General features: G+C 42.4%; 20 protein-coding genes and 1 CRISPR repeat array. Of the genes, 14 read left to right on the top strand and 6 right to left on the bottom strand.

Annotation, left to right across the window (positions count from 1 at the left end; translation table 11 throughout):
* The first annotated feature begins 40 nt into the window (after window positions 1-40).
* Window positions 41-730: a CRISPR direct-repeat array (repeat unit 32 nt; unit sequence GTCGCCCCCCGCGCGGGGGCGTGGATTGAAAC).
* Window positions 731-1,515: 785 nt separating this feature from the next.
* The 5 genes from JXR81_02555 to treY all read left to right on the top strand — a co-directional run bounded on the left by JXR81_02555 (window position 1,516) and on the right by treY (window position 9,925).
* Window positions 1,516-2,139, top strand: coding sequence for a hypothetical protein (locus tag JXR81_02555; GenBank protein ID MBN2753729.1), 624 nt, complete (start codon window positions 1,516-1,518; stop codon window positions 2,137-2,139).
* Between the two features lie 290 nt (window positions 2,140-2,429).
* Complete coding sequence (locus JXR81_02560) at window positions 2,430-2,807, top strand: YkgJ family cysteine cluster protein (protein ID MBN2753730.1); 378 nt, start codon at window positions 2,430-2,432, stop codon at window positions 2,805-2,807.
* A 169-nt stretch (window positions 2,808-2,976) separates the two neighbouring features.
* Complete coding sequence (gene treZ, locus JXR81_02565; protein MBN2753731.1) at window positions 2,977-4,728, top strand: malto-oligosyltrehalose trehalohydrolase; 1,752 nt, start codon at window positions 2,977-2,979, stop codon at window positions 4,726-4,728.
* Window positions 4,725-7,151 (top strand): DUF3536 domain-containing protein, encoded by a 2,427-nt coding sequence (locus tag JXR81_02570; protein ID MBN2753732.1) that lies wholly within the window; start codon window positions 4,725-4,727, stop codon window positions 7,149-7,151. Before treZ ends, JXR81_02570 begins: the two co-directional genes overlap by 4 nt.
* Window positions 7,151-9,925, top strand: coding sequence for a malto-oligosyltrehalose synthase (gene treY / locus JXR81_02575; GenBank protein ID MBN2753733.1), 2,775 nt, complete (start codon window positions 7,151-7,153; stop codon window positions 9,923-9,925). The genes JXR81_02570 and treY overlap by 1 nt, the downstream gene beginning before the upstream one ends.
* 16 nt (window positions 9,926-9,941) lie before the next feature.
* Here treY and JXR81_02580 read toward each other — a convergent pair whose 3' ends face one another.
* The 5 genes from JXR81_02580 to JXR81_02600 all read right to left on the bottom strand — a co-directional run bounded on the left by JXR81_02580 (window position 9,942) and on the right by JXR81_02600 (window position 15,074).
* Complete coding sequence (locus tag JXR81_02580; GenBank protein MBN2753734.1) at window positions 9,942-10,478, bottom strand: Fe-S-containing hydro-lyase; 537 nt, start codon at window positions 10,476-10,478, stop codon at window positions 9,942-9,944.
* A gap of 18 nt (window positions 10,479-10,496) precedes the next feature.
* A complete protein-coding gene (locus JXR81_02585) occupies window positions 10,497-11,333 on the bottom strand; it encodes a fumarate hydratase (protein MBN2753735.1) in 837 nt (278 codons plus the stop codon).
* 11 nt (window positions 11,334-11,344) lie between these two features.
* Window positions 11,345-12,277, bottom strand: a complete 933-nt coding sequence (locus JXR81_02590; GenBank protein ID MBN2753736.1) for a malate dehydrogenase — start codon at window positions 12,275-12,277, stop codon at window positions 11,345-11,347.
* Window positions 12,278-12,446: 169 nt separating this feature from the next.
* On the bottom strand, window positions 12,447-13,670 hold the full coding sequence (gene icd, locus JXR81_02595; protein ID MBN2753737.1) for an isocitrate dehydrogenase (NADP(+)): 1,224 nt from the start codon (window positions 13,668-13,670) through the stop codon (window positions 12,447-12,449).
* Window positions 13,671-13,673: 3 nt separating this feature from the next.
* Window positions 13,674-15,074 carry a 2-isopropylmalate synthase gene (locus JXR81_02600; GenBank protein MBN2753738.1) on the bottom strand — a complete coding sequence of 467 codons (1,401 nt, stop codon included), beginning with the start codon at window positions 15,072-15,074 and terminating at the stop codon, window positions 13,674-13,676.
* 345 nt (window positions 15,075-15,419) lie between these two features.
* Here JXR81_02600 and JXR81_02605 point away from each other — a divergent pair, with 345 nt between their 5' ends.
* The 9 genes from JXR81_02605 (at window position 15,420) to JXR81_02645 (ending at window position 25,332) form a co-directional block, all read left to right on the top strand.
* Entirely contained in the window at window positions 15,420-16,442 is a 1,023-nt protein-coding gene (locus JXR81_02605) for a peptidoglycan DD-metalloendopeptidase family protein (protein MBN2753739.1), read from the top strand.
* Between the two features lie 25 nt (window positions 16,443-16,467).
* Window positions 16,468-17,934, top strand: coding sequence for a radical SAM protein (locus JXR81_02610; GenBank protein MBN2753740.1), 1,467 nt, complete (start codon window positions 16,468-16,470; stop codon window positions 17,932-17,934).
* Window positions 17,935-18,208: 274 nt separating this feature from the next.
* A complete protein-coding gene (locus JXR81_02615; GenBank protein ID MBN2753741.1) occupies window positions 18,209-18,760 on the top strand; it encodes a GNAT family N-acetyltransferase in 552 nt (183 codons plus the stop codon).
* Entirely contained in the window at window positions 18,761-19,534 is a 774-nt protein-coding gene (locus JXR81_02620) for a hypothetical protein (protein MBN2753742.1), read from the top strand.
* 160 nt (window positions 19,535-19,694) lie between these two features.
* The gene (locus JXR81_02625; protein ID MBN2753743.1) at window positions 19,695-20,729 is read left to right on the top strand and encodes a hypothetical protein; all 1,035 of its coding nucleotides are present in this window, start codon (window positions 19,695-19,697) and stop codon (window positions 20,727-20,729) included.
* 832 nt (window positions 20,730-21,561) lie between these two features.
* A complete protein-coding gene (locus JXR81_02630; protein MBN2753744.1) occupies window positions 21,562-21,852 on the top strand; it encodes a nucleotidyltransferase family protein in 291 nt (96 codons plus the stop codon).
* A gap of 255 nt (window positions 21,853-22,107) precedes the next feature.
* Window positions 22,108-23,580, top strand: coding sequence for a radical SAM protein (locus tag JXR81_02635; protein MBN2753745.1), 1,473 nt, complete (start codon window positions 22,108-22,110; stop codon window positions 23,578-23,580).
* A complete protein-coding gene (locus tag JXR81_02640; protein MBN2753746.1) occupies window positions 23,577-24,293 on the top strand; it encodes a polysaccharide deacetylase family protein in 717 nt (238 codons plus the stop codon). Before JXR81_02635 ends, JXR81_02640 begins: the two co-directional genes overlap by 4 nt.
* Window positions 24,294-24,360: 67 nt before the next feature.
* Window positions 24,361-25,332 (top strand): hypothetical protein, encoded by a 972-nt coding sequence (locus tag JXR81_02645; GenBank protein MBN2753747.1) that lies wholly within the window; start codon window positions 24,361-24,363, stop codon window positions 25,330-25,332.
* Between the two features lie 225 nt (window positions 25,333-25,557).
* On the opposite strand, the gene JXR81_02650 is transcribed toward JXR81_02645, so the two are convergent.
* Window positions 25,558-25,752 carry a hypothetical protein gene (locus JXR81_02650; GenBank protein ID MBN2753748.1) on the bottom strand — a complete coding sequence of 65 codons (195 nt, stop codon included), beginning with the start codon at window positions 25,750-25,752 and terminating at the stop codon, window positions 25,558-25,560.
* Window positions 25,753-26,150 lie beyond the last annotated feature (398 nt).

The raw sequence follows: 26,150 nt of genomic DNA on the forward strand, positions 1-26,150 counted from the left end.
AAACAAGGCGGTCAAAGGCACAAATATACATAAGGTATAGGTCGCCCCCCGCGCGGGGGCGTGGATTGAAACTTTCGTCGCCATATTTATATAATAAAAACACGAGTCGCCCCCCGCGCGGGGGCGTGGATTGAAACAGCTTGTTTTCCTAATTCTTCAAGCGCGGCCATGTCGCCCCCCGCGCGGGGGCGTGGATTGAAACATTACCTACCGGTACAGATATAAGAAATTTGGATGTCGCCCCCTGCGCGGGGGCGTGGATTGAAACCCGTTCCTATTGCATACGCGCCAGCGACAGCGAGCGTCGCCCCCCGCGCGGGGGCGTGGATTGAAACAGACAATGGGAGAAAAAAGAGAACTGACAAGAGGGTCGCCCCCCGCGCGGGGGCGTGGATTGAAACCGTTGTAGCAAGTATGATTTCAAAATGGTCAACACGTCGCCCCCCGCGCGGGGGCGTGGATTGAAACGGAGTAAATAAATTAATAAACTTTTTACAGGTAAAGTCGCCCCCCGCGCGGGGGCGTGGATTGAAACCGCTACAATTTTGGATATTCGGGCCGCCGCTATGTCGCCCCCCGCGCGGGGGCGTGGATTGAAACTCAGCTGTTGCTCATAGATGCTGAAAAAGCAGACGTCGCCCCCCGCGCGGGGGCGTGGATTGAAACTTAACGCCCTTAAAGTCTAAAATAAGCTGGCAGGTCGCTCCTGCGCGGGAGCGTGGATTGAAACGGTTATCAGGGTAGATATGACGAATACCGTCGGCGTGTTTCCATTGTGAATAGGTATTATTTGAATTAGTGGAGACAGGCTGTGGATTGAAACAATAAAAAAGGCGGAGTGGGAAAAACCACAAACTATCGCCTTCGCACAGGTCGGTGGATTGAAACGCCAAAGGCATACTGATAATAACGGGCAGGAAAGCAGTCACTCTTTGTGTGCGGGGATGTTATTGTGGAATAAATAACTACTAAATAGTTATAAGATTTATTTTTAAGATTTATTATTTTTATTTCTTTTATATAAGATAAACCTTTGATATAATTTCAAATATCAATAAACAGTTAAAACCGATTATATAGCCCGAAGGATCTCCGGCTACTAAATCCCTCCCAAGATTCTATTAGCCACCTTCGGGCTTCTTTTTTTGTATGCTTGTAATAAAAAATGATATTTATAGAATCGGAACGGTAATTGTAAGGTGGACAATTATTTAAAGATTTTTTCTTTTATAAAACATAAAGCTTTGATATAATTTCAAATATAAATAGACATATAAAGCATATTCCATAGCCCGAAGGATCCCCGGCTTCTAAATCCATCCCAAGATTCTATGAGCCACCTTCTGGTTTCTTTATTTCGTGATTTTCTGCGGCTGTAATGAAAATCTGATGCAATTTGCAGATATAGGACAGTTGAAATCCTACACTTTTATAAAAACCTCTTATTTTAAAGGTAATAACTCCGGTATGTTTATTGCTACATAATAGGTATATAAACAATGCGGAGGAGTAAAAATGAACAAAATAACAAAAGGGTTTAAAGTTTCACTGGTGATATTAGCAGCGGCGGTAGTTTTTTCTGCAGTCTCTAATTTAATGATTACATCTCAGGAAAATAAGATTGCAGTGCTGGTGTCGCAGGATAAAAAGATATATTCAGAAGCCATAATGTTAAGAAAAAATATATCAGAATTGGTTTCAATGCAGGCTGAAGCGGCGGTGGTACCGGCCGGGGTAAATGAAGTTTTCAAGAATATAAAAGAAACACTTAACTATTTTGCCAAAGTAAGCCCGCAAAGAACCGCGGAAATTAACGCTCTTTACAAAGGCGTGAATAAGCTGAAGGATAACGCGCTTAACGGCGCTTCTGCCGCAGGCGCGTGGAGGATATTCGGGCAGGCGGATGAATTTGTAGGTAATACAATTAAGTCTGTATCCGGCAAAAGTTACAAATTACCGGCATGGGTATTTATATTGCTTTTTATCAGCAGAATAATATGGGCGGCGTTTTTTGCGGTGTTTGCCGGTTTTGTTTATTACAAAGTGTCAGGTTTATATAAAGAAGGTGTATTTGAGAGGTTTACTAAGAACAATCCGGTTGTTTTAGGATTATCAAGGTTTATAAATTTGCTAATGTAATAAAGACGAACTGTGTGCGAGTGATACAATCAGTGAGTGGCTAAGACAAACGGTGAACGAGCGATAAAAGAGCCGCGGCATAAGATTCACATGAGCCCGCGGTTTTTTTATTTTTAGGTATTTGTATTTTAATGTAGAGGCGGAATATATTGCGCCTCGTTTTTAAAAACACAAACCTTAGACGCATCATGATGCGTCTCTACGATAAAAGATAATATAAAAATCACGCTGTACTTTTAAATCCTCCTTATGATATTGTGGTTAATATTATTAAGGAGGATTTTTATATTATGAAGAAGAATAAAAGAAGAAAATTCAATAAAAGTTTTAAATGTCAGGCGTGCGGGGACTGCTGCAAAGTGGAAGGGTATATTCACGTCACTAATACTGACATTAAAAATATCAGCCGCCACCTTAAAATGACAGAAAAACAGTTTCGGGATAAATACGTGCGATGGGTGCATCACATCGGGCGGGTATTGCCCGCGGGGGTTAACAGTTCCTGCATATTTTTGAAAAACGGCAGGTGCGAAATATACAAGGCAAGGCCTGTCCAGTGCAGCTCTTTTCCGTACTGGGATATGATATTAAATGACAATGACGAATGGGAATACGCAAAAAGCTACTGTAAAGGGTGCAGGGAAATGGGCGAAATTATTATTAAGTGATATTCTTTTTAAATAACAGCATACTATCCGGCAAAAAAAGCATCCAAAAAAATAATGACTGTTTTATCCGGAACAGCCCGCCAAAGTTTCCTTTTTAAATAAGGCATTTTTTTTGTTCATAAACTGTGCATGTGTGATAAAATTATTTATAAATAAAAAAGGGGGAACGATGAAACACGGCGCCTTTTTTAAGGGCGGCGCCTGTGAGTTTTGTGTATGGGCTCCGCTTAAAGAACGGATAGAGCTTGTGATAAATGGATATCCGCGGCCCATTCTGTATATGGAAAAGGATAAGGGCGGCTATTTCAGGGCAATGGTGCCGGATGTAACCGTTGGGATGGAATACATGTATCTTATTGACGGAAAAGATAAAAGGCCGGATCCCGCGTCTTACTGGCAGAATCAGGGCGTTCACGGACCTTCTGTTATATATGATCAGAACATGTTTCCGTGGAGTGATGAAGGTTTTTCACCTCCGGATTTAAAAAAAATGATAATCTATGAAGCCCATATAGGGACTTTCACGCCTGAAGGCACCTTTGATTCCGCTGTTTTAATGATACCGTACCTGAAAAAACTGGGGATAAACGCGCTGGAAATAATGCCTGTGGCGCAGTTTCCGGGCGGCCGCAACTGGGGATATGACGGCACATACCCTTTTGCCCCGCAGGACACTTACGGCGGCCCGGAAAAACTTAAATATCTTATCAATGAACTTCATAAAAATAATATCGCTGTTATTATGGATGTTGTTTACAATCATCTTGGGCCGGAAGGAAATTATACCGGCAGTTACGGGCCGTATTTTACGGACAGATATAAAACGCCGTGGGGGGATGCGGTTAATTTTGACGGGGAACACAGCGAGGGTGTCAGGGATTTTTTCATTCAGAATGCCGTGTTCTGGATAGAAAGCTTTCACGTGGACGCGTTAAGGCTTGACGCGGTACACGCTATTTTTGACAACAGCGAAAAACACATATTGCGAGAGATAAAGGAAAAAGTTTCGGATTTCTGCATGGCAGGGCAGAGAAAAGCTTATGTAATTGCTGAAAGCGACCTTAATGACAGCCGCCTTGTAAAAGATATTCAGAGCGGCGGATACGGCCTTGACGCGCAGTGGTCGGATGATTTTCATCACGCCGTGCACAGCGCGCTTACAGGGGAAACCGGCGGTTATTACGGAGATTTTAATGGTGCTGCTGACGTGGCAAAAGCTATGGAAAGTGTTTTTGTTTATGACGGGCAATATTCAAAGTTCAGGAAAAAAGAACACGGCACTTCCGTGCGCGGTATAGATCCCGGGCGGTTTGTGTCTTTTATTCAGAACCACGACCAGATTGGAAACAGGGCCGAAGGAGACAGGCTGATTTCCATATGCGGTGAAAAAAAGGCAAAGCTGGCTGCGGCCGCGTGCCTGCTTTCCCCCTTTGTGCCGCTTTTATTTATGGGCGAAGAATACGGCGAAACAAAGCCGTTTTTATATTTTGTCAGCCATACGGACAAAGGGCTTATAGAAGGGGTAAGGGAAGGCCGCAAAAAAGAGTTTTCGGGATTTTTACAAGGCGGCAAAGAACCGCCTGATCCTTTCTCTGAAAATACTTTTTATAATTCGTCCCCTGATTTTTCAAAACATGAAAAAGGCGCGGGCGCGGAAATGTTTGATTTGTACACGCGGCTGATTGAAATACGCAAAAAAACACGGTGTTTTAATGATGAAAAAACACGCAGGCAGGTAAGCCTTAAAGAATCCTGTGTTATAATTGAATATGAATGCGAAACGGGAAAAAGCGTGCTTGCGCTTAATTTTGGGGAGGCAGCGTATAAGCTTAACGCGGACGGATACACGCTAAAGGCTGGAGACGGCGGCTTGATAATAAACCCTTTATCTTTTGGATTTTATGTTAAGGAGGATAAATGAACAAATACATATGCGTGCACGGCCATTTTTATCAGCCGCCAAGGGAAAATCCGTGGCTAAGAGAGATAGAACTTCAGGACTCCGCGTTCCCATACCATGACTGGAATGAAAGGATAACCGCGGAATGTTACGCTCCGAATGCCGCGTCAAGGATACTGGATGATGAACGTAAAATAATTGACATTGTGAATAATTATTCAAAGATAAGTTTTAATTTTGGTCCCACGCTTTTATCCTGGATGGAAAAGAAAAAACCTGAAGTATACAGGTCCATAATTGAAGCTGATATCTTAAGCCGCAAGAATTTTGGCGGGCATGGGTCAGCTCTGGCGCAGGTGTATAATCATATAATAATGCCGCTTGCGTCAAAGCGGGATAAAGAGACTCAGGTAAGATGGGGTATCGCGGATTTTCAGCACAGGTTTGGAAGGTATCCCGAAGGCATGTGGCTTGCTGAAACCGCGGCGGACACAGAGACCCTTGAAGTGCTGGCGCAGGAAAATATAAAGTTTACAATACTGGCGCCAAGGCAGGCTTCAGAAGTAAAAGAAATTAACGGGACAGAATGGGAAAGCGTAAGCGAAGGCAGGGTTGACCCCAAACGGCCTTACAGGTGTTTTCTTCCTTCGGGAAAGTTTATTGATATATTTTTTTATGACGGCCCTATATCGCAGGATATCGGTTTCGGCGGGCTGTTAAGCAGCGGAGAGGCTTTAAGGGACAGGCTTATGGGGGCTTTTTCCGCGGAAGAAACCGGGCCGGAAATCGTAAGCATAGCCACAGACGGAGAGACCTACGGCCATCATCAGGTGCATGGGGACATGGCGCTTGCGTACTGCGTTTATGAAATTGAAACAAAACAGCTGGCAAAGATAACTGTTTTTGGGGAGTATCTGGAGAAATTCCCGCCTCAGTATGAAGTCAGAATATATGACAACAGTTCGTGGAGCTGTATACACGGCGTGGAAAGATGGAAGTCGGACTGCGGCTGTAATTCCGGGACAAAGCATGGCTGGGAACAGAAGTGGCGTGAACCTTTAAGGGAAGCTTTTGATATCGCAAGGGATAAAATGGCGGATTTTTATGAAAAAAGCGCCGTGAAATATTCGCAGCAGCCGTGGAAATTAAGGGATGATTACATAAAGGTAATATTGGAACCGGGGGAAGATTCAATTCAGAAACTGCTTCAGGAACATTCCGGCAGGAAAGTGGAAGGCAAAGAACTGACAGAGGCTGCAAGGCTGCTTGAACTTCAGCACAACGCGCTTTTAATGTACACAAGCTGCGGCTGGTTTTTTGACGAAGTATCAGGGATAGAGACAACGCAGATAATGCAGTATGCCGCAAGGTCCATACAGCTTTTAAGGCAGTGCGGCGGCCCTGACCTGGAACCGGAATTTGTAAACACAATAGCAAAAGCAAGGAGTAATATTCACGAGTACAAAGACGGGGCGCGCGTGTTTGAAAAGTTTGTAAAACCCGCTATGATAGACCTTTTCCGCGTAAGCGTGCATTTCGCGGTTTCGTCGCTTTTTGAAGAGTACAAAGAAAATCCAAAAGTTTACTGTTATTCCGTAAACGTGGGAAGTTTTGAAAAACTGGAAGCCGGAAGGCAGAGGCTTGCCATAGGATACGCCGACATGAAGTCTGATATTACTTTTGAAGAGGAAAAAGTAAGTTTTGCCGTGCTGCATCTGGGGGACCACAATATTGTGGCAGGGGTAAGGCCGTATACCACGGAAGAAACGTTTAATGAAATGCAGAAAAGCATAAAAGAAGCGTTTTTAAGCAACAGTGTGCAGGATTCGGTAAGGGCGATTGATGAAAGGTTTGAAAAATATAACTATTCGCTGTGGCACCTGTTTAAAGCGGAGCAGAACGATATTTTAAACAAAATATTCCAGCCCATCATGAACAATATTTCCGCGCTTTATTCACAGATTTACGAATCCAATTACCAGATTATGTCGGTGATAAAAGAAAAAGGCATTTATGTGCCCAAAGCTTTTTTAACTTCCGTGGAATTTGTATTAAATGAATGGATGAAAGAGCTGATGGAAACAAAAGAGCCGCAGCCCGAAGAACTTGGGCGTGTTGTAACGGAAATAAAAAAGTGGGGGGTTGAACCGGACAGGAATATCATGAGAATGGTTGTGGGCGGCGAAATAGCGGATATAATGGAAATGGCGCTGGAAGAAACAGACGGCACACAGCTTATGGAAAAAACAAAAGAGACCCTTGAAGTTTTAAATGATATGAAAAAGGATATTAATTTCTGGCGCGCCCAGAATGTTTATTACAGGATGGGAAAAAGGCTTTACGGATTGTATTCGGAAAAAGCGGCATCCGGCGATGCGGACGCCATGAAGTGGCTTGACGCTTTTAATTCAATCGGGGAACTTCTTGGAGTAAGGGTGTTCTGATGAAGATACCGCGCGCTACATACAGGTTTCAGTTTAATAAAGATTTTCCGCTGGCACGGGCCGCGGAGCTTGCCGGATACCTGTCTTTGATGGGATTTTCCGATGTTTACGCTTCTCCTGTTTTTAAAGCCGCTGAAGGTTCCACGCACGGTTATGATGTCACTGACCCCGGGAAAATAAGCTGCGAAATAGGCGGCATCACCGGGTTTGAAAAAGCCGTAAAAGAGTGCGCGGGGCAGGGAGTGTCATGGGTTCAGGATATTGTGCCCAATCACATGGCGTTTACAAATGATAATTACATGCTTATGGATGTGCTTGAAAGCGGCATAGATTCCAAATATAAGGATTTTTTTGATATAAACTGGGGCCATTCATTTGAAAGTATGCACGGCAGGCTTCTGGCGCCTTTTCTTGGAGAACCCTACGGCGAAGCGCTTGAGAGCGGAAAAATAAAGGTTCAGTATTCAAAAGACGGGCTTACCGCCGGTTATTATGAACACTCTTTTCCCATAGCCATAAAATCATATTATTCTTTCTTTACCGGCGGAATTGATGAACTTAAAAAAAAGCTGGGCAGAAAAAATAATGACTATATGCGTTTTACGGGCGCGCTTTATGTGCTTAAAAACCTTAAAGGTATTGATGATGTCACCGAAAGAAAAGAGCAGATAGATTTTGTAAAATCCATCCTGTGGGAATTGTACGAAGCCGGCGGGGAAATAAAAACATATATTGACGGGATTGTAACTTTGTATAACGGCGAACCGGGCAAACCTGAATCATTCAACCTTCTGGACGCGCTTTTAAAAGAGCAGTATTTCCGCTTGGCGCTGTGGAAAGTGGCGTCTGAAGAGATAAATTACAGAAGATTTTTTAATATAAACGGCCTTATATCCGTAAAGGTTGAAGAACCCGAAGTGTTTAACGCTGTTCACAGGCTTATTCTTGAACTTGTATCCAAAGGGCTGATATCAGGGTTAAGGATAGACCATATTGACGGGCTGTATGACCCCACCGCGTATATCAGAACTTTAAGAAAAGCGGCGCCTGAAGCATATATAGTTGTGGAAAAGATACTGGAAAGCGCTGAAAAACTTCCCGCTTACTGGACAGTTCAGGGGACTACGGGATATGATTTCATGAATTACGTGAACGGTATTTTTATAATGCAGAAAAATGAAAAAGAGATGACAAAAGCGTATGAAAAATTTACAGGCGCGCAGTTTGATTACTATGGAATGATGACCGCCAAAAAAAGGCTTATAATAGGAAAGAGAATGGCGGGCGATGTGGATAATTTAGCCTCTGCTATCAAGGATATAATGTCCAAGTACAGGCATGGAAGCGACATTACAATGTATGGAATAAAGCGCGCCCTTGTGGAGGTGCTTGCATTTTTCCCCGTTTACAGGGCGTATGTAAATAATGAATACGTAACAGACAAGGACACGGCATACATAAAGGAAACAATAGAAGCCGCAAAAAGAAACGCGCCCGGGCTGTCGTACGAACTTGATTTTATGAAAAAATTTTTACTGCTTGAATTTGATGATTTTATGGATGAAGAGGCCAAGCAGGGATGGATTAAAGTGGTTATGAAACTTCAGCAGTTAACCGGGCCGCTTATGGCAAAGGGATTTGAAGACACCTTTTTATATATTTACAACAGGCTGCTGTCGTTAAATGAAGTGGGAAGCAGCCCTGATAAATTCGGGATAAGTATAAAAGAATTCAACAATTTCTGCCTGGAACGCGCCAGGCTTTGGCCGCATACCATGAATGCCACGTCCACCCATGACGTAAAAAGGGGGGAGGATTCAAGGGCAAGGCTTAATGTACTTTCGGAAATGCCGAAAGCGTGGTATGAAAGGGCAAGAAAATGGGCGTCTGTAAATTACGCGATAAAGCCGGCTGTGATAAGCAAAAATGACGAATACATGGTGTATCAGGCCCTGTTGTCAGCATGGCCGTTTAATGAAGAAGAAGTGCCGGGTTTCAGGGAAAGGGTTAAGGATTTTGTGATTAAAGCGGTAAGGGAAGCAAAAGTATACACGGCATGGATAAAGCCTGATGAAATATATGAAAATGCCGTAATTGATTTCGCGATGAAGATAACAGACCCTGTAACCGGAAAAGATTTTCTGCACGATTTTCTGCCTTTTGTAAAAAAGGTTTCTTTTTACGGTGTTTTAAATTCATTATCGCAGGCCTGCATAAAAATAGCGGCGCCGGGAGTTCCGGACTTCTACCGCGGCACAGAACTTTGGGAATTTGCTTTTGTGGATCCGGATAACAGAAGGGCTTTGGATTATACCGTGATTCAAAATAATGCCGCGGCCATTAAAGAGAAAGAAAATGACGCTTCTTTTGCCTCGGAAATTCTAAAAGGGTATAAAAGCGGGCTTGTAAAGCAGTTCTTAATATTTAAAATGCTTAACGCAAGGCGCAAAGAAGAACAGCTTTTTACAAACGGCGGGTTTGTAAGTTTAAGAACCGCCGGCAGGCACGCGGATAAGGTTATTACGTTTGCAAGGGATAAAGATAAAAAACTTGCCGTGATTGCGGCGCCAAGGTTTACTTCTATGATGGTACGCGAAGATGAAATGCCGGCAGGCGAACACGTCTGGGGCGATACTCACATAATACTGCCCGAAGATCCGCCGCAGGTTTTTACGTGCGCGATAACAGGTAAAACGGTAAAGGCGGACGGAAGGAAATTATATTTAAGGGATGTTCTGGCGGTATTCCCGTGCGGGCTTGTTATATCGGAATAAAAAAGGCCGGCCATCCTTAACTGAAGTGGAACATTGAATATAAGTCATTTCCCTTTGTATCATCTATAACCACTGCGTAAAAATCTTCCACTTCCAGTTTGTAAATTGCCTCCGGGCCAAGTTCCGCAAAAGCCACAACTTCGGACTTTATAACAGACCTGGCGTATTCAGCTCCTAAGCCGCCAAGAGCGGAAAAATACACAGCTTTATTCTTTGCAATAGCGTCTTTTACCGGCGTGGTACGTTCGCCTTTTCCTATCATTCCCTTAATTCCAAGCTGTAAAAGCATAGGGGTGAATTTATCCATGCGCGATGATGTTGTGGGGCCGCAAGAACCTATCACGTTTCCCTCGCGCGCGGGTGTGGGGCCGCAGTAATAAATAATCTGGTTTTTAAAATCAAGAGGAAGTTTTTCCTTTTTTTCCACCATTTCCGCTATCCTGGCGTGGGCCGCGTCGCGCATTGTGTATATGGTGCCGGAAATAAGTACTTCGTCGCCGGTCGTTAAATCCTCTATTGTCTCCGCGTCAAGCGGGGTTGTAATCTTTTTCAAAACGTCCTCCGGATAAAACTATATTGTTATAGATTTGTGCCTTGAAGAATGGCACTGAATATTTACTGCGACAGGCAGGCTTGCTATGTGGCACGGGAAAGTTTCCACCATTACCGATAATGCCGTGGTTATTCCGCCGAACCCAAGCGGGCCTATGTTAAGTTTGTTTATCAGTTTAAGTGTCTTTTTTTCAAGTACCGCGGCTTCTTTGCTTGTATTTGTGCTGCCTATTTCGCGCAGCAGCGCTTTTTTGGCAAGATACGGCGCGCGTTCAAGGTTGCCGCCTATGCCTATTCCTATTATATAGGGCGGGCAGGCGGAAGCGCCGGCCTTTTTAACCGTTTCCAGCACAAAATTAATTATTCCTTCTTCGCCGTCGGCGGGGGTAAGCATTTTAACCGCGGATTTATTTTCCGCGCCCGCGCCTTTGGTCATAATGGAAATTTTAAGCATATTGCCCGGCTTTATTTCCGTGTGCACCACGCAGGGTGTGTTGGTGCCGGTATTTTTTCTTGTCAGCGGGTCAGCCACGGATTTTCTTAAAAAGCCCTTATTATATCCGGCTTCCACTCCGCGGTTTATGGCTTTGTAAATGTCGCCCTCTATTTTTACGTCGTTTCCCACTTCCAGAAAAACCACCACAATGCCGGTATCCTGGCACAGCGGGTATTCGCCTTTTTTGGCGGTCTTGTAATTCTCCACAATTTTATAAAGGACGTTTTTGGCTTTTCTTTCTTTTTCTTCCCCGGCGGCTTCTTTTACCGCTGAGACTATGTCATATGGCAGGAAGTAATTGGCGTCAATTACAAGCTGTTCAATTGCCTCTGATATCTTTTCCGAACGCAGTAATCTCAAATTATTATCCTTTAAAAACGCGGGTTTATTTTGTCAATCTGTTCTTTTATGGCTGCCGCGGATTTTTTAAGCTTTTCTGTTTCCTGCGCGGTTAATTTAAGGGTAACTATTTTTTCAACGCCGTTTTTACCAAGTACGGCGGGCAATCCCACGTATATTCCGTCTATGTCAAAATTACCTTCCGCAAGCACAGAACAGGGGATAACGGATTTTTTATCCTGAATAATTGCTTCCAGCATTTTAACCACGGATGCCGCGGGCGCGTAATACGCGCTTCCGGTTTTTAACAGCGCCACTATTTCAGCCCCGCCGTTGGCTGCTTTATCCGCAAGCGCGGCTGCTTCAGCTTGCGGTATGACAGTTTCAAGCGCTTCGCCGTTAACAAATGTGTGGGATAAAAGCGGAACCATAGTGTCGCCGTGAGAACCTAAAATTATTGACTGCATATTGTCCGCGGCGGCACCGGTGGCGTTCTGTATAAAGTGAAGAAAGCGGTATGTGTCCAGCACGCCCGCCATTCCAATCACGCGTTCTTTAGGGAAACCCGTGACTTTCTGCATGGTATAAGCCATAACGTCAAGGGGGTTGGAAACCACTATTACAACAGGGTTCTTTTTTGATTTTTTAAGTTCATTTGCCACGCCTTTTATGATGTCAAAGTTGGCAAAAAGAAGGTCATCACGGGACATTCCCGGTTTTCTGGCAAGGCCTGCCGTAACCACCACGTAATCGCATTCCGCGATTTTAGCGTAATCCCCGCCGCCTTCCACCATGCAGTCTGAACCCAGAAGAAACTTGCTCTGGTTTAAATCTATGGCTTTGCCTTTTGCAAGGTCCGCGTAAAGGTCAAGCAGATAAATATCGCCAAGGTTTCTCATCAGTGAGATATGCGCGACAGACGCGCCTACGTTTCCTGCGCCAACAATTCCTATTTTTGGTTTCATAATAATAAACCTCCGGGAGATAGATAAGTAACAAGTTACAGGTTACAAGTTACAGGTATCAACTAACAACTGACAGGTGACAGTTAACAGCTAACAGGTTACAAGTTACAGCTGAAAACTTGTACTTTAACCTGATAGTTGTAACTTGTAACCTGTTACTTGTAACCTGTTACATGCCAGTTGCTATAAGCTTCATGTTTTCAACAATCTTTTTTCCGTATTCCGAGCATTTAAGTTCAACAGCGCCTTCCATCTGGCGCGCAAGGTCGTATGTCACTGTTTTGTTTGAAATTGTGCGTTCAATTCCGTCAATGGTAAGTTTGCCGGCTTCCGGCCAGCCAAGGTGTTCAAGCATCATAACGGCCGACAGCATAAGGGAGCCGGGGTTTACTTTATCCAGGTTCGCGTATTTAGGCGCGGTTCCGTGCGTGGCTTCAAACACGGCGTATTTGCCTATGTTTGCGCCGGGCGCCATTCCAAGTCCGCCTACCTGCGCCGCCGCGGCGTCTGACAGGTAATCTCCGTTTAAGTTAGGCGTGATGATAATGTCATATTCCGACGGCCTTAACAGAATCTGCTGAAACATGGCGTCCGCTATTCTGTCCTTTATTAATATTTTGCCGTCTGTTGATATGCCGGCTGCGGCTTCGGATTCTTTTACAATTACATCCCTGAAGTTTTCTTCCGCTTCGCGGTAACACCATTTTGCAAACGCGCCTTCGGTAAATTTCATGATGTTGCCCTTGTGGACTATGGTGATGCTTTTATTTTTATTTTTTATTGCGTGCTGAATAGCCATGCGCATAAGGCGCCTTGTGCCAAATTCACTCATGGGCTTGATGCCTATGCCGCTTTCGGAAAGGATGGTCTTGTTAAAATTAGTGTTGATAAAAGAGATAACTTTTTTGGCGTCTTCGCTTCCGGCTTCCCATTCAATCCCGGAATAAACGTCTTCTGTGTTTTCCCTGAATATAATTACATTTAAATCCTGAGGTTTTTTGACAGGGGAATCAACGCCCTGAAAATAACGCACCGGCCTGATGCACGCGAAAAGGTCAAGGCGCTGCCTTAAAGTAACGTTAATGCTGCGTATGCCGCCGCCTATCGGTGTTGTAAGCGGGCCTTTTATTGCAACTGTGTATTCTTTTATCGCGTCAATTGTCTCTTCCGGAAGGTAGGAATCTGTTGCGTTTTTTGCCTTCTCGCCGGCAAGTATCTCTTTCCATTCTATCTTTCTTGCGCCGCTGTAGGCGATTTCAACTGCAGCGTCCACGACAGACTGCGTGGCGCGCCAGATGTCGGGGCCTATGCCGTCGCCTTCAATAAAACATATTATGGGGTTGTCGGGCACTTTAAGTTCATGTTTTTCGTTTACGGTAATTTTTTCAGCCATGTTTTACACTCCTACGTTTGGTCCGAATTTTTTATAAATCTCGGGAAGGAATTCCTTCACCCATGTTATCATCTCTTCATCGGCAATGCCGATTATTCTGCCGTCCACATACTGTTTGTCCACGATATCTTTTATTTTTACAACGCCGGCGTTATCTTTGGCAAGTTTTTCGCCGTCGGGAATTTCAAAGAAAGAATTTATCCAAAGCGCTATTCCGGACACGCCGGACTTATCAGTGATACCGACCATGACAGGCCTGTTTAAAACTTTCTTGGTGTCAAATATGTTGTAAATTTCTTCGTTCTTCATCAGCCCGTCGGCGTGTATGCCTGCCTTGGTCACGTTAAAGTTTTTGCCCACAAGAGGCTGTTTGGCGGCTATTTCAATTCCCATCTTCTGGTTCATGTAGCGCGCTATTTCCGTGATAATTGTTGTATCAAGAGTTTCTTTTCCTTCGCGCCCGCGGAACGAGATATATTCCATGATAAGCGCTTCAAGCGGCGTGTTGCCTGTTCTTTCGCCTATGCCAAGCCACGCCGCGTTTACAGAGCACGCGCCGTACATCCACGCGTAAATGCCGTTTGTAAGCCCGCGGTAAAAATCGTTGTGCCCGTGCCATTCAAGCCATTCGGAAGGCACGCCGGCAAAATGGTGCATTGCGTAAACGATGCCGTTGACATTTCTTGGAAGGGCGGCGCCGGGCATTGCGATTCCGTATCCCATGGTGTCGCACATCCTTATTTTAACGGGCATATTGTATTCTTTGGAAAGTTTCATAAGTTCGTTGGCTAAGGGGACCACAAAACCGTAAATATCCGCCCTGGTAATGTCTTCAAAGTGGCAGCGCGGAATTATGCCGTTATCAAGCGCGGTCTTTGCTATCTTCAGGTAATTGTCCATTGCCTGCCTGCGGGTCCATTTAAGTTTTAAAAAGATGTGGTAGTCTGAAACAGAGGTTAAAATTCCTGTTTCTTTCAAGCCCATGGCTTTAACAAGCTTAAAGTCAGATTCCACGGCGCGAATCCAGCCGGTAATTTCCGGGTATTTGTATCCGCGCGCAAGGCATTTTTCAATGGCAGCGCGGTCCCTTTCCGTGTATAAAAAGAATTCTGTCTGGCGTATTAAACCTGTATTGCCGTCAAGTTTGTGCATAAGGTCATAAAGGTGGACAATATCATCAACTTCAAAAGGGGGAAGCGACTGCTGCCCGTCGCGGAAAGTGGTATCCGTAATCCAGATATCATCCGGCGGGTCCATAGGCATGACCCGGTTGTTGAAAACTATTTTGGGGACATCATCATAAGGAAAGAAGTCCCTGTAAAGCTGGGGTTCAGTTACATCCTGAAGCTCATAATGGTAAAATTCTTCCTCGAAAAGTTTCCTTGATTTGTTGTATTGAAGCATAATAAAACCTCCGGGCATAACGTAAACTGCATAAGTAAGTCAAAAAATTATAACCTATTTAAAACCCCGCGTCAATGAATAGAACGTGAAGGACGGATGCACGGAGGGACGGAGGGACAGAGGGACGGTATTGAACGTGAGGAACAGAGGTACGGTTTAGATTTGGTAGGCGCGGGCTTTAGCCCGGGGCAGTTGTCTTTGATGTTTGGTCTTACTTCCGTCCCTCCGTGCATCCGTCCCTCTGTCCCTCTGTTTTGTCCTCTGTCCCTCTGTTTTTCCCCTTGCTTTCCCCCTAAATATGCTATATATTTTTAATTATAATAAAAACAGACAAGGACGGGTGAAATGTTACAGAATTTTATTAAAAAGCATTTAAAAAACGTGTCGCTGCAGAGAGTGGCGGTGCTTTTTGTATTTATAGCTTTTGTTATGGTAATTACTTTCGCGGGTATCCTGTTAAGCGCGGGCGACAGCGCGGCAAACGCCCCTTTAAGGCCAAAGACATCAGGAAATACGCTTCTTTCAGATAGCAAGCAGGACTATTCAGAGCTTATGAATGACAGCTATGCCGATGTCTGCAGCCGCGATATGGAACTTGCCCTTGTTTACCTGAATAAAAAATCGCTGGCAAAAGAAGCCAGATTTTCAGTGCATGAAATTAAAGCCGGGGAAAACTTCTGGGGTATTGCCAAGAAAAGAAATTATACGATAGATACGATAGTGGGCTGCAACCCGCAGTTTAAAAACCTTACAGCAAGCCTTGGCGAACAGATAATGATTCCAAGCCTGGGCGGTACAATTCATCAGGTAAAAGCGGGGGAAACATTAAAAGAAATTGCCGAAGCGTATAATGTGACAGAAGACTATATTAAGCAGTATAATAAAATAGGATTAAGGCTGAAAACAGGGGATATACTTTTTATACAGGGAAAGAAACCGGTTTTTTTAAATGAAGACATGTCAAAACTTTTTGCCACAAGGCGCCTTTTCAGGTCGCCTTTGGCCGGCGAATATACCTCTCTTATAGGCACAAGAAACGACCCTTTGATACAGGGAGTTACAAAATATCATAACGGCGTTGACATCCGCGCTAAGATAGGCACGTGGGTCGGCGCTGCCGCCGCAGGAAGAGTAACAGAGGCGGGATGGGCAAACGGGTACGGATATTACATACGCATTCAGCACGATAACGGGTATTCAACATTATACGGCCACTTAAGCAAGATACATGTAAAACAGGGGCAGCGCGTTAAAGCGGGCCAGCTTATTGCCAAGTCCGGAAACACGGGGCGCACCACAGGGCCGCACCTGCATTTTTCCATTTTCAGAAACGGCGCTGTAAAAAACCCGCTGGATTATCTGTGGTAGAAATAATACCAAGAAGTAATTAACCATGCGTTTTGCCGTTATTTATCCCCCAACAAACCGCGGCGGAAAAATTCCGCTTTTAGGGCAGAACAGGCAGTTTAAATTCACCCATTCAAGGCAGATAAAAATATACCCTTTAATACCCGCGCACGCCGCATCCAATTTAAAAGCACAGGGGCATCAGGTGCTTTTTCTTGACGGAATAAACGAGGGCATGACAGAAGGCGGCTTTGACGGACGCCTTGACGCTTTTGCGCCGGAAATAGTAATGGTGGAAACCAAGACTCCTATAATTAAATTTCACTGGGAATGGGTAAAAAAATTCAAGTTAAAATATCCCGCGTGTAAAGTAATACTGTGCGGCGACCATGTCACGTATTTTCCCGAAGAGTCAATGAACAGCTGCCCGGCGGATTTTATTTTAACCGGCGGCGATTATGATATTCTGGCAGTACAGCTTGCGGCGCATCTGTCCGGCAAAAGGGAAATGCCCGCGGGGGTTTATTACAGGGAAAACGGGGAAGTAAAAAATTCAGGCAGGTTTAAACTTGATGATAATCTGGACGCGCTTCCGTATATTGACCGCGATTTGACAAACTGGAAAACTTACGGCGAAGCGTATCTTTTAAGGCCGTGCGCGTATATTTTAACGGGGCGCGGCTGCGGCCGCGAAGGAAAAGAAACAGGCGGAGTCTGCACGTTCTGCATCTGGCAGCACGCGTTATGGGCAAGAAAAGCACGGTTGCGCAGCGCCGCTAACGTGGCGGGCGAAGTGGAAATGCTGGTAAAAAAATACGGCGTGCATGAGATATTTGACGATAATGATTCCGGCGCTGTTTGGAATACGGCGTGGATGCAGGAATTTTTAATTGAAATTGAAAAACGCGGGATTAAGGGAAAATTTGCAATAAGTTCCAACGCGCGCGCGGAAAACCTGACAGAGGAAAAATGCGTGCTTATGAAAAAAATAGGTTATAGATTGCTGAAGGTTGGCCTTGAATCCGGCGATACTGCCACACTTCACAGGATAGGCAAACTTGAAAAAATTGAAGATATCATAGAAAACGTAAAAAGGGCAAAGCGGTACGGGTTTAAAGTGCTGCTGACAATGATGGTGGGTTACCCGTGGGAAAATGAAGACGCGGTAAAAAAAACATACGCCGCCGCAAAAGAACTTATGCTGTACAAGACACACTTTGGGGATTCCATGCAGGCGTCAATCATAATGCCGTATCCCGGCACCCCGCTGTACAAAGACGCGGAAAACAACGGCTGGCTGACAGAAGACGGCAAAGATTACGAAAAGATGGATATGGAACATAATATACTAAAGTCCAATTATAATAATGAATACTGGTGCAAGAAGATGTGGAACATTCACAAACACCCGCTGTTTCTGTTAAAAAGCTTATTATCCATACGAACCCCGCGCGAAATTGCCCTTGCCTTCCGCGGAGTTAAATCATTAATGGGGCATACAAAAGATTATTAAGTTTGTTTTGTGGGTGTTTTTATAAATTGTATTTTTATGCCTTGGTAGCCGCACCCTTTTAGGGTGCGTGGTTTTAGACTTGTACTTGTTTTGTTCTGTACTGGTTGGAGCGAGCCTGCGAGCGGAAATCCCGGCAATGAAGCGAGTTTGCGAGCGAAAGAAGGCGGGATAGCCGCACCCTTTTAGGGTGCGTGGTTTTAGGATTTGTACTTGTTTTGTTCTTGTTGGATCGAACCTGCGAGCGGTTTTTAATTAAATTATCGGGACGGGGAAAATGAAAAAACATTTTGTAAATCTTCCGGTGCTGGAAACAAAACGGCTTATTCTGCGTCCTGTACAGGCGGATGATTATAATGCGGTGTTTGAATTTGCCTCTGACCCGGATGTGGCAAAATACACTTCATGGGACGCCCATAAAACAATTGAAGATTCAAAAGTGCTGGTAAGGTTTATCACAAAACGTTACGCGGATAACAAACCTTCCAACTGGGCGGTTATTCTTAAAGAAAGTAATCAGTTAATAGGCACCTGCGGTTTTGTTTCGTACTACTCCGCCAATAAAAGGGCAGAGATAGCGTTCGCCATCCGCAAAGAGTGCTGGAATAAAGGGTACATGACAGAAGCAGTTGCCAAAACAATTGAATTCGGGTTTAATGAAATAAAACTAAACCGCATAGAAGCATACTGCGACGCGGAAAATGACGCATCCGCGAAAGTACTGGAAAAATGCGGAATGAAATGCGAAGGGGTCTTAAAACAATACGCGTATAAGGGAAGCAGCTTCAGGGACATGAAAAGCTACGCAATATTGGCAGGGGAGTATTGAGTGGAAAGGAAAATATATAAGTTTAATTTTGGATATATTTTGTTGCGGATTCTACCATTACCTGTTTTGATAACTGCGGATGCTTTATTAAGAAATAGTATAGATTTAGGAGTGTTTAAAGTGGTAGCGGCGATTGTGTCCTTTTTTTTAATATGGGGCGTAATTCTTTCATTCAGAAGAGTCGTTATAGATCAGGATGAGATAGAATTCAGGGGTATATCAGGCAAGAAGACCGTTAAATGGAGTCAGATTAAATATTTGCGTGAAAATATTACGATGAGGCGCATTGATTTACTGGATGAAAATAAAAAAAGACTTTTGTTCGTTGATTATCAAATGAAAAAATATGATGAATTGGTTAATGAAATATTTGACAGAGTGAGTTTAATTCCAAAATTAACAAAAGTCCCTATAAGGTCTGGTATTAAAACAAGAAACACAAAGACCATTAATAGGAATGGATTTTCATACGTCGAGATTAACGACAATGGGTTGATACTTGAAAATGCGTGGCAAAAATTAAATATTGAATATAAAAATATCAAAGAACTTAAGTATGGCAGTGAAATGTTTGATTCTGCGCGTATTTATATTACTACTGCTAACTGGGACGATAAGTATATGATATACAACAAACATAGTTTACCGTATTTATATTTTGCTATCAAAGCCGGAATGTCAAATGGTATCTGCAGGCAATGCGGTTTAATAAACCGAAATGACAGCAAGTTTTGTGGTGAGTGTGGAAACTCTTTTACGGAGCGAAAATATTGAATCGGCGCGATTCCGGCGGGGGAGTATTTTGACAGGTAAGAGTGTGGTTTAATTTTTGTATTGGTAGCCGCGTCCCTTTAGGGCGCGTGTTTTAAGAAGTAAGGTTTTTAATAAAAGAAGCATCAATTTATGTTCTGTTGATTAATATATAGGAGTTTACATGAATTTAGCAGATGAACTTAATGAACAATTTGGAATTATACAGGATGAACAGCCGGAAATAATTAAGACGCTGTTAAGCGTTGGAATCAATTTAACAGAACATGGATGGGGTGGTTTCCATGAATGGGCTGTATCAAAAGAACAGGCGCTTGAAATTATAAATAAATGCTCGGAATTAGGAATAGCTGTACTTGGTGGAGATGTAATTGAAATAATTAACGGCAAACCCGTACATATTACTGAAGAGGGGGAAAATAAATACGGATGGTGGTTTGGTGAAGAATGGGAAAAAGATTATGTGGTTTTTGCCCGGAAAAGCGCAGATTATTCAAAAAAATATATTTCTTCATATAAACGCAGTTCTAAAAATATAGAATACTTTAATTTGATATTAATGACGGAAGAAGAGTTGAAAAAAGATAAAGAAAGACGATTGAAAGAGAAAGAAATAATTGAATCGCAAAATGCAGTGAAACTGCTTGATGGGAGAGAAAAGGGGAAACAGCTTTCCGGAGGGATTTTGGATATTGTAAAAAAAATATTGCATGCATTTCAGATTAGTTGGATTGGTGCGCTTTTTATAGGTGCGGTTTTTGCGATGACAATCGGAGAAAAGTTTTATCCGTTAGCAATTTTTGATCCGTTTGTTTTGACTGTTGCATTGCCATTTATTCTCCTATCGGCAATAGCAATTACTCCGTTTACCTACTTGGCGTATCATCCAAGTAAACACAAACATGGATTGGTGCTGCTTTTTTTGTTAACAGTATATACTGTAGTGACGAATTTGATTGGATTTAATTATGCTATATTTGCAGATAAGTTTATTGCAGGGGCATTAGGCCTTATCATAATTATTGTCATGAATATGATAGACGGTATGAAAACTCTCTCTGGTTCGCAAAATGAATTGGTGATAAAAAATCGCAAATTTATTAATAAGCTTTTTATTTGTTCTATAGTTGTATTGCTTTTAGACGTGCTTGTTATTGTATCTATTATTTTAATACAGTCTGCAGGATATTGTTCATAAAGGGGATGGGAAACATGCAGAAGAATACTTATAGTGTTATAAGTAAGGGGTCGATAGTGATGTTTTTTATTACGGCATTAGTTTTTTATTTGTTTATGATGGTGCCTCAGTTTTTAAGCGGTTCATCTTATAGTTATTCGGAGTCATTATTGTTTTATTTTACTTTTATAAATCCGCTTACTTTAATTAGTGTTATTGTTAAAGACGGCAAATTTATATTTTCTATTTATCTTTCATTGACAATAGTTTTATTGTTATTATCTGTTAGCTTGTTTGTAATATCTATTAAATCATCAAGAGTATTATTTGTGGTTTTAACACATATTTCTCTTTTAATCCATTTTTTGTTAATATTAGCATTGCCATTTGTAGCAATGTTGTTTTATCCTCCAAACTAAATTAAAAGCGGGCTAAAGTTACGCGGATGCCAAATCGATAAAAATACACCCTTAAAAACTAACAAAATCTTATTTTTGCACAAAAATTGGATATTCGTGTAGACAACGAAAGCGATTTCGGATATAATTTGCTTAGACACTCTGATCTTACACCCAAAAATCGGACCACTTGAAACTAGAGTAATTAAGTGTTAAAACTACCGGTATCAGGAGGTTTTGATATGAAGAGAAGCGGGTTCGCAGAAGCACAGATTTTTAGAATTTTGAAAGACGCGGAAGCCGGAGTATCTGTCGCGGAACCGGCAGGGATAAATATCCGTTTATACGAAAAAACGAAGCCGATGAAATTATATTTTTATAAAATTTTGATATAATTATAATGCATTTTCAGAAGGCTATAATTTCTTGTTGTGAAATTGTAACAGAGGTAAAATATGAGTAAAAATAAAATACTTAAAGTCTTAGAGAGCGAAAAAGACACACTCCGTAAAGAGTTTGGCGTTGTGAAAATTGGTTTGTTTGGTTCATATGCCAGAGGCGATCAAAAAAGGAACAGTGATGTTGATTTATTTGTTTCATTTGATAAAAAGGCAGACCTGCTAAGCTTAATCGGCGCGTCTGATTATCTTGGAAAAAAACTAAGGAAAAAAGTTGATATTGTAACGCCCAACGGCGCGTCAAAGCGCCTTGTACAGGAAATATCCAGGGAATTAATCAGTTTATAAATTAAGTATGAAAATGAAATGTGTTAATAAATTTTTTTATATTATGATGAAAAACCTGCGTGTGTCAAAAAAACCAATCAGATTATGTTTATGTATAAGAATAAATTATTTTTATAGAATGTGAAAGTTATAGCCGCGGCAATTTGTGAATTTACAAAAATCCCCCCGGGTGTTATATTCAATCTGTAAAACATAAATCAAGTATGGGAGAGCGTTATTTTAAAACTTAAAGTAATGTTTATTAACCCGCCGCGGGTGGATGGTTATCCTGTGGTAAGGGAAGAGAGATTTGAACACAAGGATATGGGGTCTGTATATCCGCCGCTTTCATTATTATATATGGCTTCAATGATTAATAAAGACTCTGATTACGAGGTAAAACTGATTGATGCTAACGGGTTTGATGTTACGATTCAGACGGTGACAGAAGAAATAATAAAATTCTCCCCTGATATTGTAGTTTCGCGCTGCGGTTTTGATACGCAGGAACAGGATCTGGAAATTTTAAAAATAGCGCACGGACTTGGCGCTTTGACTGTGCTTAGAAATAAGATAATCGCGGATGTTCCGGAGATTAGGGATTCAATTTTTAAGAAGAATTTTGTGGATGTTTTTATAGATTCGGAACCTGAAGCTGTAATAAGTAAATTATGTACAGAAGTGTTTGGCTATAAAAAAACAAAAGAAATGCACCCTGATGAATGGCTTTTAAGCGCTGCAAACAGGGCTAAAGGGTGTTTAACTTTTCTGGAAAAAGTGCCCGGCATATCCTTTCACTGCGGCGGGCGCGTATCTACAAATGAAAAAGCCGCGGAAATAAGCGACATAAATAACCTGCCTTTTCCAGCTTATGAATTACTGCCGTCGCTTAAACCTTATCATACCGGTGTTATGTCCGCTCCCTTCGCGCTTATTCAGACAACCCGCGGCTGCCCGTTTAACTGCACGTTCTGTGCTTATGGAAAGTCGCGCTGCAGGGAAAGGCACATTGAAAGCGTAATTCAGGAAATTAAATATTTAAAGGCAAATTTCAGCATAAAATCATTCCTGTTCTTTGACGATACCATTTCCATTAAAGGCGGCAGGGTGGAAGAGCTGTCTAAAAGGATGGAAGAAGAAGGGCTTAATACGCTTGAATGGGTTTGCTGCACGCGGGCAAACCTTGTAACATATGAAATGTTAAAAGCCATGAAACGCGCGGGCATGAAAGAAATAGCAATAGGGGTGGAAACCGGCTCCGCGGAAATCCTGAAAAACATTAAAAAAGGCGTGACGCTTGATGATATACGTCAGGCCGCCAAATGGTGCAAGGAATTAGGAATAATGTTTTACGCGCTTGTGATAATAGGGCTTCCGGGCGAGACAAAAGAAACCGTTAACGAAACAATAAAATTCATAAAAGAGATAGACCCGTTCTACACGCAGGTATGTTTTTCCACGCCTTTTCCCAATACGGATATTTATAAATATTACGAAGAAAACGGCTTTCTGCTGACAAAGGACTGGTCAAAATATTTTCCTTTGGCGGAAGAACCCGTAATAAGGACTCAGGCGCTTACGGCGGATGATTTAAAGGGATTAAGGAATCACATATATAAAAAACTTCTCTTTAGGCCTTTATACCTGCTGCGGAAAATAAGGCCCTTTGACTGGAAATGGAACATTGAAGGGGCAAAAAAAATAATGCAGCGGATAGCCGCGGTTATTATGAAGAAGCCTGTAAGATGAGTATTGATTACAGGGCTATGGTAAGCCTGACCTATGATGACGGCCTTGATTCGCAGTTAAAATACGGCGTCCCGGCATTAGATGAATTTGGATTAAAAGGCACTTTTTTTGTATCAGGAGAGGCTTTAAAAAATCCCGCCAAATATCCGGCGTGGCGCGGTGCTGCCGGCGCCGGCCACGAAATAGGAATTCACACCATAAACCACCCCTGCGACATCTCTTTTGATTTTGTGCCAAAGGGCTTCGCGCTGCAGGATTATGATATGGCAAGGATGCGTGAAGAGATAGATGAAAATTTAAGGATAGTTAATAATGAATTTAATTACAACGCTGATAAATATGTATTTGCTTATCCCTGCGGACAGAGCTCGCTTGGCAAAAACAGGGAGATAAGCTATAAACCCCTGATAAAAGAAAAATTCGCGGCTGCAAGGGGTATTTATAGTATTTACGCTGACCCGGTATCTGTTGACCTGTACGAAGTGCCGTGTTTTGGCGTGGAATGTAATAGTGCCGAAATGATAGAAATGGTAAAAAAAGCCGCGCAAAACGGGATGTGGCTTGTATTTTTATTCCACGGGATTGAAGGCGACTATATCTCCGTCACAAAACAGGCGCACAGGGAGCTTGTGCAATATTTATCCGATAATAAAGACACAATCCTGACAGACACCTTCGGCAATATCTCCTCGCGAATTTCCGCAAAAAGATAAACAGATAAAAAAACTTGATGTTTTATATTTTTTTGTTAATATTATAAAAAAATATGGAGGGGTGTCTATGAAAAATTTTTTTGTTGTGTCTCTGTTGTTTTTTATCTTTGTTATTCCGGCTTTTTCCGCTGAACCTGTTATTCATGCCGTCAAGAACCTTGATGAAAATAAATTGATTTTTAAAGACTCAAAATATAAAGAGATAGCTGTATGGACATATAAGGATGACGGAACTGTCCAAAAAGAAGGGCAGGCTTTAAATGGGCTTGCTGAAATAGAATGGGAGTTTTCATACGCGGAACACCGGCATGCCAATGTTGTTTTTAAAGACAATGAATTTGCTGACGGTAAAGTTTTGTGGACAATTGGCAGAGATACGCCTTTTCTGGAAGAAAATTATAAAAACGGAAAACTTGACGGCGCTGTAAAGACTTTTTACAGCCGCTGTAAAGGCTGCGTTGAATGTGAATACGGTTATTCCGCCGGAAACGCTTCTGGTTTTAACTGTTATTATCAAAATGGCAATAAAAGTGTAAACGGGAAAATGGCGGATAATAAAAGGGAAGGCGTCGCGCAGGTTTATTCGGAAGAATTTAAGAATCAACCCACGGATGAAATTGTTTATATGGAAGGCAAACGCGTGTTATGGGTAAAGGCTGATAAGGCGCCGGAAGGTTTTTATGAAGATTTAAGAGGCGCTGTTGACGGTTTAAAAAAAGCCGGTTTAACCTTTAAAATAGAACAGGATGAAGATATGGAACAATATGGTTCAATTGCCCTTAGATCGCCGTCATATCTTGTGTTTTTAGGATGGGCAAAAGACAAGGATAATATGAAAAAGAAGTTAAAGTACATTTCTGAACAAAAGTTAAGTTTTTACGGTAATTTTTACCCCGGACAAAATATAAGAAACGCGAAGATAAAATACTATTCAAAGATGCCATTTGTAATCGGCATCGCCGCGGAAAATGAAAACACAATAAAAGAGGTAAAAGAAAAGGTTTTTAAAGCGCTGGGTAAGATGAAGGAAAACAAGTAAATAATTGAGGGACGGATGTACAGATGCGCGGATGGTCGGGAAAATCTCTGTTACTCATTAATTTTTATTCGGGTTATGCATATTTTTTCAGCGCACGCATTAAGTTTATGGAATTTTTGTATTGGTAGACGCGGGTCTTCAGCCCGCGCGGTGTTGTTTTGTATGTTTGGTATTACTTCCGTCCCTCTGTCCCTCTGTGCATCCGTCCCTCGGTTTCTCGGCTTTCTAATTCTCGCTTATATAAACTGTCCTTAAAGACCGGGAGGAAATCTGGACTATTTCAGTGGAGAATGCATCTTTATCAAGGTCGCAAAGTGTGCCCAAAAACGGCTCTTCTACTGCATCAAGTTCAAGAAGTTCTTTTAAGGTAATCTCTGAAGGCTTTTTCTGAATGTTTATTTTGGCTATTTTTACCTTCATGGCCGCACACTCCGTTGTAAAGCGTCACGACTTGTGTTCTTCATTATATTAGACACTGTAATAAGGTAAAAGGTTGCGGGATATTTTTTAAAGACTTATCCCATAACCGTTTAACCAATATCCCATAAGTAAGTATGGGTTAATTAGTGGTAGCCGCGTCCTTTTAGGGCGCGTTGTTTAGATTTTAGCTGTACCTGTTTTATAGTTATATAAATTCGCTTCAGGGTGTGGATTTTCACTGCGCATGACCGCTTCAACCAGATTTTCCAAGCATCCAAGCATCCAAGCCTCTAAGCATCCAACGGCGAAGCCCGTTGTTTACATAACCCCGCCTTTGTTGTATTATATGACCTGCTTAAAAACTGCGGCTTGCCTGCGGCAATCTGCGATAATAACCG

The organism is Candidatus Goldiibacteriota bacterium (assembly GCA_016937715.1).
Classification (GTDB): domain Bacteria; phylum Oederibacteriota; class PGYV01; order PGYV01; family PGYV01; genus PGYV01.

Coding starts and splice junctions, on each gene's coding strand:
- JXR81_02555 (MBN2753729.1), top strand. CDS start 1,516: ATGAACAAAATAACAAAAGGGTTTAAAGTTTCACTGGTGATATTAGCA.
- JXR81_02560 (MBN2753730.1), top strand. CDS start 2,430: ATGAAGAAGAATAAAAGAAGAAAATTCAATAAAAGTTTTAAATGTCAG.
- treZ (MBN2753731.1), top strand. CDS start 2,977: ATGAAACACGGCGCCTTTTTTAAGGGCGGCGCCTGTGAGTTTTGTGTA.
- JXR81_02570 (MBN2753732.1), top strand. CDS start 4,725: ATGAACAAATACATATGCGTGCACGGCCATTTTTATCAGCCGCCAAGG.
- treY (MBN2753733.1), top strand. CDS start 7,151: ATGAAGATACCGCGCGCTACATACAGGTTTCAGTTTAATAAAGATTTT.
- JXR81_02590 (MBN2753736.1), bottom strand. CDS start 12,277: ATGAAACCAAAAATAGGAATTGTTGGCGCAGGAAACGTAGGCGCGTCT.
- icd (MBN2753737.1), bottom strand. CDS start 13,670: ATGGCTGAAAAAATTACCGTAAACGAAAAACATGAACTTAAAGTGCCC.
- JXR81_02600 (MBN2753738.1), bottom strand. CDS start 15,074: ATGCTTCAATACAACAAATCAAGGAAACTTTTCGAGGAAGAATTTTAC.
- JXR81_02605 (MBN2753739.1), top strand. CDS start 15,420: ATGTTACAGAATTTTATTAAAAAGCATTTAAAAAACGTGTCGCTGCAG.
- JXR81_02610 (MBN2753740.1), top strand. CDS start 16,468: ATGCGTTTTGCCGTTATTTATCCCCCAACAAACCGCGGCGGAAAAATT.
- JXR81_02615 (MBN2753741.1), top strand. CDS start 18,209: ATGAAAAAACATTTTGTAAATCTTCCGGTGCTGGAAACAAAACGGCTT.
- JXR81_02625 (MBN2753743.1), top strand. CDS start 19,695: ATGAATTTAGCAGATGAACTTAATGAACAATTTGGAATTATACAGGAT.
- JXR81_02630 (MBN2753744.1), top strand. CDS start 21,562: ATGAGTAAAAATAAAATACTTAAAGTCTTAGAGAGCGAAAAAGACACA.
- JXR81_02640 (MBN2753746.1), top strand. CDS start 23,577: ATGAGTATTGATTACAGGGCTATGGTAAGCCTGACCTATGATGACGGC.
- JXR81_02645 (MBN2753747.1), top strand. CDS start 24,361: ATGAAAAATTTTTTTGTTGTGTCTCTGTTGTTTTTTATCTTTGTTATT.
- JXR81_02650 (MBN2753748.1), bottom strand. CDS start 25,752: ATGAAGGTAAAAATAGCCAAAATAAACATTCAGAAAAAGCCTTCAGAG.